We start from the raw sequence: 11,627 nt of genomic DNA on the forward strand, positions 1-11,627 counted from the left end.
AAGGGAATAGCATTTTCTGATAAAGGGAATAGCATTTTCTGATAAAGGGAATAGCATTTTCTGATAAAGGGAATAGCATTATCAGTAGCAGCCCACGATCAGGGCAACATAGTTCTCTTCATGGTTTTTGATTTCTTCGTGCGTGGCATTTTTTAACCACTTTTTTCCACCGTGAACAGCATGATCCCCGCAGATGAAGAAAATAGTATCTTTTTCTGCATTCCGAAAGATCTCTTCAAGGTTTTTATCGATGGTTTTTGCGGCTTTTTTCATTTCGTCCCAGGTCTCTACCCTGTGAGAGTAACGGTCAAGGGCTCTAAGATGTACGGCCAGGATGTCGGGCTTTTCCCTGAGAGATTGTAAAGCATACTCTGTTATTCGGCGGTCATAATCAAGTATATCTTCTGAGTTCGGAACCCCGTAAAAGTCCTTTATTCTCCCCCTGAAACTCTCGGCGCCTTCCAATTCGATTACAGCTGAGGTTTTCATCCCTGCCCTGTAAGCCCATTCCATGATACTTTTTAATCTGGGGTTCTCCGGGTCTTTTGACCTTTCGGAATAGATGTCCGCTGTTGAGTAAATATTATGCTCCTCGGGCAGGTAGCCTGTAAAGATTGAAGCAATTGCAGGGGATGTGATGGTTGCCGGAGACCTGCACTTAAACAGGAGCCCTTTTTCGGCAAGCTCATGCAAGTTCCTCATTGTTGGAGAAAGGTGCCTGTAAAGGGAGTATCCAAGGCTGTCAACAACTATAATTACTGCTTTTTCGCAGCTTCTTTCCTTTGCATAATTCTCGACCTCAGGGATTGACCTTCCCGAAGGCGGAACCATAGGAACTTTCAACAACCTCGAAATCGTAGGGGCAATGTCAATGGTCCTGCACTCAAGAACTATCATATATTCTCCAGTCTAACTATCTGGCAAGGCAGTTTATATGTGTTTCCAGCACTACCTGTATCACTGCCTATTTTAGACCAATTTCTTCTTTAACTTCTGTCCCGTAGCTTCTGAGGTTTTTCTTCAGTTGTCACAACTCCCGTTTTTTGACATCTTTTTTTAAACGATGCAGGAATAAATTATTCTGAATAGGGGACATATAAGTTTCAGGACGGGGAAGAATGGGCAAAGAAAATGAAGAACCCGCTGAAGAAGAACTTGCTGAAGAAGAACTTGCTGAAGAAGAACTTGCTGAAGAAGAACTTGCTGAAGAAGAACTTGCTGAAGAAGAACTTGCTGAAGAAGAACTTGCTGAAGAAGAACTTGCTGAACAGGGGGAAGAATTTTCCGAGCTGATAAAATATACAGTTCCAGGCTATGTTTTAGGGCTTCTTGCAGGGGTTTTCCTTGATTCTCAGGGCTACCAGAGGAGTCCCATAGGGCAGTGGCTTGTCAGGACCCTTGCCGGAGAAGGAGAGAGTATCTTTGAAGGGATCTTTTCCATCCGCCAGCGTCTCCGAAAGGCTGAAGGGAGCATGGCAGAAGCCTACGGCTGGGGTAAGTTTTTCGGGATCGCCGTCCCCTGGATAATTGACCTCGGGAGCCGGCTGGCTGGAGTCGATGTTTACGGTATCGAGGGTTTTTACATCCCCTACTTCTATGCCCTCAGTGATCAGATCGGGGCCAATATCTCAGGCATGCTTTTCCTCCGGCGGGCCGAAGGTTCGTGGAAGGCCGGGTTTTCCAGATATGTCCGCCATCCGGTTATGCTGGCAAGCCTTTTTGTGATCACGCTTGTGCCCGTTGGGCTTTTTGGGATAAGGGTTCTGGGATTCAGCCCGACAACACAGACCTATACCGCCCTTGAGACCATTGCTGCAAATCTCTGCTGGATCCCGCCGCTTGTTGGGTGGCTAAATGAGAAGTACCGCTGAATTTCGGGAAAAACCAGCAGTAGTGACCAAAACCTATATATTATTTTACGGATACATATGTAGTATAACCACTACATATGGTGAAGGAAATTATTCTTAAAGCACATATAAACAAAAAGCAAAAATTGAAGGTGAAAAAAATGAAGAAAAGTATAATAGCAATTCTCCTGGCCGCACTGCTTATAGGTACATTCGGAGCAGCAGTTGTCAGTGCAGTTGCTTCCGATGATACAAGAGCAAACTACGGCTCCGGGTTCATGCATAGAGGGGCTGCCAGATATACAGGATCTGGTGCAGGCAACTTCGCTTCTTGCCCTTACTACAATGCAGATGAAACTGTAGAACTTGAAGTTGAAACCATAGATGAGGCTTTTGAAATCGCAAAGGCTGAGATTGATGACGGTGTCTCCAAAGACGACATATATCAGATGAACCGCTGGTGGATTGTCTCCTATGAGGACGAAGACGGAGTCTACACGCAGGCAAGAATCGACGCGGTCACCGGTGATGTGTTTACCGGATACGACGTTCCTGCAGGGTGTCAGACAGGCGGCAGGTTTGCCCGTGGATCCGGATACGCTCGTGGATCCGGATACTGTATGGGATATGGCAACTAAATTCCGACCATAAACCATCCTTTTTTTATTTGTTTTAACCCCTCAGGTTAATTATTCAGGTTTTTAGTTTTATATTAGACCCCCTCTACCGGGTATTTTTTATATTTATGGTTGATCAGTATATGAGGAAGAATAAATAGAATAAGGAAAAACGGATTACAAAACGATAACTAAACGGATTACAAAACGATAACTAAACGGATTACAAAACGATAACTAAACGGATTACAAAACGATAACTAAACGGATTAAACAAATAAATCTGGTTTTCTCGAGGTGAACATTTTGAACGGTATGGGGTACGGCATGTATGGCTCTTTCTGGGGCTTTTTCCTGAACATTCTTATTATCCTTCTCATTGTAGGCGTAGTTATGGTGATGCTTAATAGGTCCGGCTACACGGCTTCCAGAGATAACGAGCGGCTCGTTAAAATGGAAAAAGACATTCAAGAAATCAAAAAAACAGTTGAAGATATAAAATCCAAACTGGAAGAAATCTGAAGCTTAATATGCTTGAAACGAATTCCGAAAATATTTCCAATCAGGAAATTGTATTAATCTGTGAGGGTGCACCAGGTGGAAAAATCACTTCAGCAAATAGTTGAAATTGGCGAAGCCCTCTCCCATCCCGTAAGGCTAAAACTACTCTACCTGCTGGCTGAGAGAGAGAGGTATGTATACGAACTCGCCAAGGACCTGGACCTCTCAAGGCAGGTCGTAAACCTGCATTTGAAGCGCCTGGAAAAAGCCGGATTTGTTGAGAGTGACCTCAGGCTCGAAGATGACGATATGCGGGCCAAGAAATTTTTCAAGTTGAAAGAGTTTGAGGTCTCTCTCTCTATGGAAGACCTGAAAAAGATTTTTGAAAAAAGATGATAAAAGTGAGATGAGCGGGGCCAAAAATCGGCCAATGGACCTGCTCGTTTTCCCCGAATTTTTTGTGTTTTAATTCCAAACTGCACGGCAGCCCCTGCGCAAAGGTAGCAGGGCATAAGAGTGGAATATAACACAGTATCGTGGTACCTTATAATTCGACCGGCATTTCTCAAACAGGCTATTTCGGCATGGGCAAGAGGGTCGCCGTCCTGGACACGCCTGTTGTGCCCTCTACCTATAATCTCCCAGTTCCTGACAAGGACGGAGCCGATGGGGATTCCATCGTCCAGCAAACCGGTTCTGGCTTCTTCTATTGCAGCTTCATGAATATTTCCATTGCTACTCCTCTTTATCTTTTTCATTTTTGCGTAGAAGCGGATCCGAAAGAAGAGCGTAGAGGTTTGAAGCTTTTCTGCTCTTCAAATGGGTCCTTCAAATTCAAACGGATCACTCGAGAATTTCCTCGTTTTCCGCTCTCCAGGCCGGCTCGTTTATTGCAAGGAAGGTCAGGTTCATGCTTCCGGTATTGATGGTTGACTGAGTTGCATTTGCAGAGATGTATACCATCTGCCCGGGCCTCAGGTCGACAGGCAGGTCTTCAATGTAGATCACCCCTTCTCCTTCCAGGATGTAGTGGATCTCGGGGTTTTTCATCCTATGGGGGGCGAGAGCCTCTCCGGGCCTGATGATGGCATGGGCGATGCTGTAATTGAGGTACACGTCCCGTTCATAAAGGTCCGGGTGAAATAGATTGCTTATGAAAATGTTTCCTTCCCGGCTGAAGTGCTCACATTCGTCAAGGTTTTTCGTCAGGATGTAGTCGTCGGCATAGAACCCTGAGCCCACAAGACAGTCCTCTCCGTCAAACGAAACTCCCTTGATGAAGGCGTATTTAAGGGACGGTTCGACTTCTCCGGGTTTCGGCCAGTAGTATGAAACCCAGCCCTCTCCCTCATCGCTGAGAGCTGTTTCAATGAAGAGCTTACCAATAGGTTTTCCCATGGAGTCCTGAAGCTCGCTCATGTTTTCTCCTTCCCCGCTAAGATTGGGAGGGTATACGAGGCGCATGCCGTCAGTTTTCCAGACAAAAATGTAAAAGTCATCCCTGAACCACTCACTCTCGGGCTGCCTGAATTCGGGGAATGATTCTTCTCCTTTTTCTTCGATAAGGACAACAGCATCCCTGACCTTCGAAGCAATATACTCTTTCTGGAGCAGAACTTCACTGGGGGCGTCCCGGAGATTTCCTGCCTGTTTTTCGGCGGCTGTCCCGGTTACCTCCTCAGCCAGTGAGCTGTTCTCTTCATCTGCTACAGGTTTCTCTGAAACGCATCCTGTAGACATCAGTACACAGGCAAGTAAAATAAGAACACAGATTGTTTTTTTAAACGGATTCATGGGTGCACCTTTTTAATAAAACGAAATCATTAACTCTTTAACTTTTTTGATATATAAACGTAAAGTGAGGTTTTTCAAATGCCTGAAACCAAAAGTGCAATTTCTATAGTCACATCGTTTTCTTTGTATTCCTTGTCGTGGGAGAGGATTATGACCGTGGTGCCAAAAAACAAACTCATTTTACAAAGAAGCGATGATTTAGAGGTTAAAGAAAAACAAAAAAGGTGAGGGTTCACTTCATCCCCTCTGTAAAGTCGGGATACTCGTGACCCTCCGCACTCCCAGGTAATAACACTAAAAAATATGTGTGTCCCGGTCGCTTTACCTTATACTGGTTCTCTGGCTACGTTAAATGGTGTTGTTCCATTGCCCATTACTTTCCAGTACATACATTGACTGTAGTAATTTTTGAATTTGTACCGTATTTATTGGTTGCTGTTAGTTTAACTGTATAGTTTCCTGCGGTTTTGTATATGTGTAGAGGATTCTGCTTTGTTGAATTCGTTCCGTCTCCAAAGTCCCAGTACCATTTAGTTGCATATTTCGAGCGGTCTGTGAACTGCACCGTGTAGATGACCTGGCTGCTGAAGTTTGCAACAGGACGTGGTTTTAATACCGGGAGAGGACACACACATTTTCCAGTGGGAACAGGAGTGCTTCCTGCAGTCACCGTGGCTATAACGGTGTTGTTTATCGTGTTAATTATAGTGACAGTATTGCTGATGACATTCGTCACATAGACGTATGTTCCCACGCATGCAATTCCAGCAGGATACTGTCCAACATTTATTGTGGCTATAACGGTGTTGTTTATTGTGTTAATTATAGTGACAGTATTGCTGATAACATTCGTCACATAGATGTATGTTCCATCCTTACTAACTGCAATTCCGGCAGGATACTGTCCAACGTTAACTGTGGCTGTAACAGTGTTGTTTATCGTGTTAATTACAGAGACAGTATTGCTGTTAGCGTTCGTAACATATACTTTTGTTCCATCCGGGCTGACTTCAACTCCGGTAGGATATTGTCCAACGTTAACTGTGGCTGTAACAGTGTTGTTTATCGTGTTAATTACAGAGACAGTGTTGTTGATGAAGTTAGTCACATATACATTTGTTCCATTCGGGTTAACTGCAATTCCGGCAGGATACTGTCCAACATTAACTGTGGCTTCAACAGTGTTGTTTATCGTGTTAATTACAGAGACAGTATTGCTGTTAGAGTTCGTAACATATACTTTTGTTCCATCCGGGCTGACCGCAACGCCAGTAGGATACTGTCCAACATTAACTGTGGCTGCAACAGTGTTGTTTATCGTGTTAATTACAGAGACAGTGTTGTTGACTATGTCAGTCACATATACGTTTGTTCCATTCGGGTTGACTACAATTCCACCAGTATTGGGTCCTACATCCACCCTGGATGTAGTGTTTGTTGTTTCGTTAATTATAGATATCTCGTTGCTGGTTCCGATTGTTGGTGGAATTATGGAAACTGGTATAGTTTCATTAGTTTCTGGTACGGTTATGTTAACTTCTGGTACTGTTACGTTAATTTCCGGTATGGTTACGTTATCCTCTGGTATGGTTACATTATCTTCTGGTATTGTTATGTTGTCTTCTGGTATTGTTATGTTGTCTTCTGGTATTGTTATGTTGTCTTCTGGTATTGTTATGTTATCTTCTGGTATTGTTATGTTGTCTTCTGGTATTGTTATGTTATCTTCTGGTATGGTTACGTTATCTTCTGGTATGGTTACGTTATCTTCTGGTATGGTTACGTTATCTTCTGGTACTGTTATGTTATCTTCTGGTGTTTCTCCGTTCGCTGCGCTTACTGCCATGGATATCGCTGATATTGCAAATATTAATGTGAAAACACAAAGTATCTTTTGTGTTCTGCCCGATGTTTGTTTTCCCATTGTATACCCCCCGGACTCTTGCTCAATTTGATACAATTTTGAACTGGTTCTTTGAGCCATTCCCTTCGACAGATTTGCTGGGTAAATATTATTTTACCAATCAATTATCCAAATTAATTTCTGAAAAAAGATATTATTGGCAAAATTTTATACTTATTTTGTATGGCCAGTGAAAGTTATTTCAAATTGTATCAGAGAGATACTATTATTTAAATAAATATAATAATTATAGAAATATAAATACGGATTTTATAATAATAAAAGCCTTGTATTATATCGTTAAGTTTCTATAAAAATGTCTAGAACAAATTTATTTTTCACACCACGTTCAACTGTAAACAAAAATAAGCAAAAATATTATACCTTAATTCAATCAAAAGAGATATTTAACGCCCTCATCGTCATGAATAATTTTTATTCGATAAATACTAATATGGATAATCTAACTGTATACATTGTCAGGGGAGTGGTCTTTATGTCCCCCCGAATATTCTCTTATTCTTAACTTTGATACTTATAATACATTTTTTTAGTTAGACAAAAAAAGTGAAAGTGCTTTTCATTTTGATCAATAATTTGCGGCTACCACCTGAATTTTGCTTTACCAATTATATTTTAGAATAAACATTTAAAAGTAACAAAGCTAAGAAAATATATCGCAGCCCCTCTTCCGGGAAAAAGAGAACTGCTCCAGAAGTCTGGAGCTGCACAAGAATTATGCTGCAGATGAATTATACTGCAGATAAATTATTTTTCTCGGACCTGAATTTGAACCTCTGTAATCAGCTCTTCTTCCGGGACTTCAGCAGGGTCATTAAAGTATAGTTCCCTGCTCGGCATAACGGTCTCCAGGTTATTTTCTTCCGTACAGGAGAAGATTTTGTTATAGCCTGCTTCAACTCCGTGGTATGGACCCCGATAGACAACGGAAACAACCCTTATAGCCGGCAGTGTCTTTATTTCCATTTTAGGATCTTCCACCGAGACCCTTCCTGTAACCGGCAGTGCAATCTCGATATCCGCTCCTGTTTCTTTGTATTCCTCGTCGTGGCAGAGGAACATAATAGGGCCTGTAGTTTTTACGTGGTTCCGCTGGTTTTCAGGGCTGCTGACGCATGCACAGATTTCACTAATTAGCCTTCCTATAGTTTCTACAAAGTTCCCTTTTTCCCGCTTGCTTATTACCCGCAGTTCGGGAATTTCTTTTATAACAGGTTCTGTAACTGACATTTTGAATATCTCCATAACTTTTCCACTATGTTTGCAGGCGCCCTGCAAAATGCCCTCGATTTTCTGCAACTTCCCAACCTCCAGCCGGACCTCATCGAGTCTCTTCCTGAAGCAGGTCTCAATGAACTCATAATTTCCTGCGCTTTCTGCGTCCAGAAGCATGGAAATTTCCTCAAGGGAAAATCCCAGGAAAGTAAAGGTTTTGATCTTCATTCCCTGCTCGATCTGGGGAACCGTATAGTAACGGTAACCAGTAAAGGAATCTTTTTCTTCCGGAACGAGCAGCCCTTTCCTGTCATAGAGCCTGAGAGCTTTCTGGGAGAGGCGGGTCATAAGGGAAAATTTACCAATTGGGATCTGATCTATGGACATCTTGCTCAACCTCTTAATTACCCTGAAATTAGATAAACTGCCTTACTTTTCCCCGGGGAAAGGTTTGATTTTTATGAGTAAAGTGTTTATTATATATTGTAAGGAATATATTATTTGTAATTCAAGGTATATTGTCACTATTTTTAGGTAGAAATGGGCAAATATAGGGTTATCTGGGGGTAGAAGTAATGAGGGGTACAAGAAATTTGATATTTATCGGATTACCGGTGGTTTTAGTGGTCATGCTCGCAGCCTCTGGTTGCGTTGAGACTCCTGAGTCAGGCACTGAATCGGGTACTGAATCAGTTATAGAGTCAGCTACATACTGGCCCACTGATGGCTGGAGAACTTCAACACCTGAGCAGCAGGGGTTGGACTCGGAAAAACTGGCTGAGGCGCTGGATTACGTCCAGGAAAAGGACATTAACATCCACAGCCTGTTGATTATACGGAATGGATACGTCGTGACTGATGTCTACTTTTATCCTTTTGCTAATGGTTCAGTACACGATGTCGCTTCCGTTACCAAAAGTTTTACAGGAACCCTGATAGGTATCGCAATTTCCGAAGGGTACATTGCCGGCGTCGATCAGCCGGTCCTGGAGTTTTTCCCGAATAGTACTGTTGCGAATGTTGATGCAAATAAAAAGGCAATGACTCTGGAAGACCTCCTTACCATGAGATCGGGTTTTGAATGCGTTAATGAGCCTTACGAAGTTACTCTGGAGCAGATGGGAGATAGTCCTGACTGGATCCAGTTTACGCTTGACATGCCAATGGCAGAAGAACCGGGAACCCGCTTCGTCTACTGCAGCCCCAATTCCCACCTTCTCTCAGGGATCATCAGCGAGACCACCGGCATGAACGAGCTGGATTATGCCAATAAAAGTCTCTTTGAGCCCCTTGGCATCTCCAATGTCATCTGGCCTTCTGATCCACAGGAGAATAACCACGGATGGGGAGATCTGCATTTGACCCCTCATGATATGGCCAAATTCGGGTACCTCTATCTTAATAACGGGACCTGGGATGGAAAACAGATAGTTCCGACAGAATGGGTGGCAAAGTCTACACAAACACAGGCTATTTCGGAGGATGGTAAGGGTGATGGATATGGTTACCAGTGGTGGATTCCAATCGACGATCTTCCTGCACGTTATGAGGCAAGAGGGCGTGGGACTCAACTAATAACTGTCGTACCTGAAAAAAATCTCATAGTAGTAACCACTGGTGGCGGTTTTGATATGGATGAGATTGCTCCTTTCCTTGTTGCAGCTCTGAAATCAGATCAGCCTCTCCCTGAAAATCCCGCCGCCTATGAAAGGCTTCAGGAAAAAATAGATGCCGTTGCCGAGCCTCCAGAACCTGAACCTGTTAAGCCTCTGCCCGAGATGGCGAAAAAAATCGAAGGCAAAACATATGTTCTCGATTCCAATCCTCTGGACCTTCAGACTCTTGTTTTAACTTTTGATGAGGAAAAGGGGGAAGCTTTACTCAGAGTGGGACTGCCGGAAAATCAGACGTTAGAGTTTCTTCTGGGGCTGGATAATGTCTCTAGATTCTCTCCCGGAGACTATGGTCTCCCTGCGGCAGGGAAAGGATCGTGGGAGTCAGACAATGTTTTTGTTGCTTACGTCGATGAGGTCGCAAATGTAAATCACTATAAAGTAACTCATACTTTTCAGGATGATCAGCTGACCATACTGTTACAGGATCCGACATGGTATGGAGATGTAGAATTTGGCGGGAGGCTTGAGGAAGGAGAAAATTAAATTTCTTCCTCTATGTTTTAGATTTCTATTTTTTACTTCCTCATTACCATAGTTATAGTTTTCAGGAGATTCTTTGCCGCCCCGATCAGCGTCATCACAAGGACAAATGTCAGGCCTAATTTGATGGCCAGTAGTGCACCTGAATTTAAGGCGGGATTGAAAGGAAAAACCGTTAGAACAGCATATAACAGGGCAGCTGAAGCAATACTGAGTGCTGTTTCCATGGCCAGGGGTATCCATTTGATCTTAATTACAAGATAGAGCAGGTTCGCGATAATTGTCAAAATGATGAGCAGGTTCAGGTATGGAATAATTCCCGCAAATTCCTGTGAAAACAACGGCACGATCTCCGGGGGCTGGTCTCCTGTGATGTTTACAACCACACGCACACTCGTCCAGAATAAGTTTATCACAGCTAAAAATATGAGGTTCATGCCCGTGATGATCGCAACCCTGAGGGGCGATGAGAGTTGTTGGAGGCTGGAGTTAATTTCCCTGAGTTTCCCCTCATACCTGACCTTCAGCCTGGACTCATAAAGATATATTACAAGAAAAATGAGTGCCAGCACACTGATAGCCATTATCATTGCAGGAAAAACCGTAACAAAAACATTCCCCATCAGAAGGCCGACTTCCGGCACCAATATAAGCAGGATAACGGTTGCCATTGCAAGTGCGAACACCAACGCTGCCAGCACTTTTATAGCTTCTGTTAAACTTCCCGACCATTTTTTATTTTCAGCAGCAAGAACTTCAATCTTCCTGGGGTCATTCGATCTTTGCTCGTCTCTCAAGTCATCCCTCTGTTCAGTATACAATGTATCGGTTACTTCATAAGGATGTTTACTCTTAAAAGAACTATGAAGATTCGGCTTTAGTTTAGAATTTCATTTAATCAATATCAGGATAAAAGAATGGAATTAAAGAAGATTCCGAAAAACCCCTGATTTTTATTTATCGATTACCTGCCATTTACATGGCTGGATCTATGGGTTTTCGAAATCTTCAATTCTATTTTCATTAAGCTTTATTGAGACCGGTTTAGTCCCGGTCTCTTATCCTAAAGATGCACCGTTACAGTTAGAGTGAAGTAGCAGGTAAGATACAGGATCCGTCTCTAAGGCGGTCTCTGTCACCGTTGCAGTTAGAAGACCTGCTGGATAATGTGCATGATCCATCTCTAAGGCGGTCTCTGTCACCGTTGCAGTTAGAAGACCTGCTGGATAATGTGCATGATCCGTCTCTAAGGCGGTCACAGTCACCATTGGAGTTAGAAGATCTGCTGGATAATGTGCATGATCCGTCTCTAAGGCGGTCACAGTCACCATTGGAGTTAGAAGACCTGCTGGATAATGTGCATGATCCATCTCTAAGGCGGTCACAGTCACCATTGGAGTTAGAAGACCTGCTGGATAATGTGCATGATCCATCTCTAAGGCGGTCCTGGTCCTGGTCACCAAGGGATTTCTCATTGTGGAAGTCTTTTGTTATTGGAACTGCAGAGGCTCCTGCAGGAAGCAAAGTTAACAACATTAATACAACAGAAACTGATGCCATAACCTTCAAA

At 43.1% G+C, this 11,627-nt stretch carries 12 protein-coding genes and 1 pseudogene; 6 read left to right on the forward strand and 7 right to left on the reverse strand.

What is annotated here, in order from left to right; translation table 11 throughout:
• Nucleotides 1-81 precede the first annotated feature (81 nt).
• A complete protein-coding gene (locus EO92_RS06790; RefSeq protein ID WP_048170274.1) occupies nt 82-897 on the reverse strand; it encodes an alkaline phosphatase family protein in 816 nt (271 codons plus the stop codon).
• A gap of 221 nt (nt 898-1,118) precedes the next feature.
• Here EO92_RS06790 and EO92_RS06795 point away from each other — a divergent pair, with 221 nt between their 5' ends.
• The 4 genes from EO92_RS06795 to EO92_RS06810 all read left to right on the forward strand — a co-directional run bounded on the left by EO92_RS06795 (nt 1,119) and on the right by EO92_RS06810 (nt 3,364).
• Nucleotides 1,119-1,871: a hypothetical protein gene (locus EO92_RS06795; RefSeq protein ID WP_235283225.1), complete on the forward strand. Its 753-nt coding sequence runs from the start codon at nt 1,119-1,121 to the stop codon at nt 1,869-1,871.
• 140 nt (nt 1,872-2,011) lie between these two features.
• Entirely contained in the window at nt 2,012-2,488 is a 477-nt protein-coding gene (locus EO92_RS06800) for a PepSY domain-containing protein (protein ID WP_048170335.1), read from the forward strand.
• A 285-nt stretch (nt 2,489-2,773) separates the two neighbouring features.
• Nucleotides 2,774-2,989 (forward strand): hypothetical protein, encoded by a 216-nt coding sequence (locus tag EO92_RS06805; protein ID WP_048135583.1) that lies wholly within the window; start codon nt 2,774-2,776, stop codon nt 2,987-2,989.
• Between the two features lie 75 nt (nt 2,990-3,064).
• Complete coding sequence (locus EO92_RS06810) at nt 3,065-3,364, forward strand: ArsR family transcriptional regulator (RefSeq protein WP_048170337.1); 300 nt, start codon at nt 3,065-3,067, stop codon at nt 3,362-3,364.
• A gap of 125 nt (nt 3,365-3,489) precedes the next feature.
• Here EO92_RS06810 and EO92_RS17040 read toward each other — a convergent pair.
• Both EO92_RS17040 and EO92_RS06815 read right to left on the reverse strand, forming a co-directional pair.
• Nucleotides 3,490-3,726, reverse strand: a pseudogene (locus EO92_RS17040) (nucleoside deaminase); the annotation flags it as partial.
• An 85-nt stretch (nt 3,727-3,811) separates the two neighbouring features.
• The gene (locus EO92_RS06815) at nt 3,812-4,762 is read right to left on the reverse strand and encodes a cache domain-containing protein (RefSeq protein ID WP_048170276.1); all 951 of its coding nucleotides are present in this window, start codon (nt 4,760-4,762) and stop codon (nt 3,812-3,814) included.
• A gap of 78 nt (nt 4,763-4,840) precedes the next feature.
• On the opposite strand from EO92_RS06815, the gene EO92_RS17595 reads away from it, so the two are divergent.
• Nucleotides 4,841-4,990, forward strand: coding sequence for a hypothetical protein (locus EO92_RS17595; RefSeq protein WP_156165748.1), 150 nt, complete (start codon nt 4,841-4,843; stop codon nt 4,988-4,990).
• A 145-nt stretch (nt 4,991-5,135) separates the two neighbouring features.
• Here the strand turns inward: EO92_RS17595 and EO92_RS06820 are convergent, their stop codons facing one another.
• Nucleotides 5,136-6,686 (reverse strand): PKD domain-containing protein, encoded by a 1,551-nt coding sequence (locus tag EO92_RS06820; protein WP_235283226.1) that lies wholly within the window; start codon nt 6,684-6,686, stop codon nt 5,136-5,138.
• Nucleotides 6,687-7,433: 747 nt separating this feature from the next.
• The gene (locus EO92_RS06825; RefSeq protein ID WP_048170278.1) at nt 7,434-8,288 is read right to left on the reverse strand and encodes a MerR family transcriptional regulator; all 855 of its coding nucleotides are present in this window, start codon (nt 8,286-8,288) and stop codon (nt 7,434-7,436) included.
• A gap of 188 nt (nt 8,289-8,476) precedes the next feature.
• Here EO92_RS06825 and EO92_RS06830 point away from each other — a divergent pair, with 188 nt between their 5' ends.
• Nucleotides 8,477-10,060 (forward strand): serine hydrolase, encoded by a 1,584-nt coding sequence (locus tag EO92_RS06830; RefSeq protein ID WP_048170280.1) that lies wholly within the window; start codon nt 8,477-8,479, stop codon nt 10,058-10,060.
• Nucleotides 10,061-10,092: 32 nt separating this feature from the next.
• Here EO92_RS06830 and EO92_RS06835 read toward each other — a convergent pair whose 3' ends face one another.
• A complete protein-coding gene (locus EO92_RS06835) occupies nt 10,093-10,854 on the reverse strand; it encodes a hypothetical protein (RefSeq protein WP_048170282.1) in 762 nt (253 codons plus the stop codon).
• Between the two features lie 286 nt (nt 10,855-11,140).
• Entirely contained in the window at nt 11,141-11,617 is a 477-nt protein-coding gene (locus EO92_RS06840; RefSeq protein WP_156165749.1) for a hypothetical protein, read from the reverse strand.
• Nucleotides 11,618-11,627 lie beyond the last annotated feature (10 nt).

Origin of the sequence: Methanosarcina sp. 2.H.A.1B.4 (assembly GCF_000979385.1) — an archaeon.
Lineage (GTDB): Archaea > Halobacteriota > Methanosarcinia > Methanosarcinales > Methanosarcinaceae > Methanosarcina.

Coding starts and splice junctions, on each gene's coding strand:
- EO92_RS06790 (WP_048170274.1), bottom strand. CDS start 897: ATGATAGTTCTTGAGTGCAGGACCATTGACATTGCCCCTACGATTTCG.
- EO92_RS06795 (WP_235283225.1), top strand. CDS start 1,119: ATGGGCAAAGAAAATGAAGAACCCGCTGAAGAAGAACTTGCTGAAGAA.
- EO92_RS06800 (WP_048170335.1), top strand. CDS start 2,012: ATGAAGAAAAGTATAATAGCAATTCTCCTGGCCGCACTGCTTATAGGT.
- EO92_RS06815 (WP_048170276.1), bottom strand. CDS start 4,762: ATGAATCCGTTTAAAAAAACAATCTGTGTTCTTATTTTACTTGCCTGT.
- EO92_RS17595 (WP_156165748.1), top strand. CDS start 4,841: ATGCCTGAAACCAAAAGTGCAATTTCTATAGTCACATCGTTTTCTTTG.
- EO92_RS06820 (WP_235283226.1), bottom strand. CDS start 6,686: ATGGGAAAACAAACATCGGGCAGAACACAAAAGATACTTTGTGTTTTC.
- EO92_RS06825 (WP_048170278.1), bottom strand. CDS start 8,288: ATGTCCATAGATCAGATCCCAATTGGTAAATTTTCCCTTATGACCCGC.
- EO92_RS06830 (WP_048170280.1), top strand. CDS start 8,477: ATGAGGGGTACAAGAAATTTGATATTTATCGGATTACCGGTGGTTTTA.
- EO92_RS06840 (WP_156165749.1), bottom strand. CDS start 11,617: ATGGCATCAGTTTCTGTTGTATTAATGTTGTTAACTTTGCTTCCTGCA.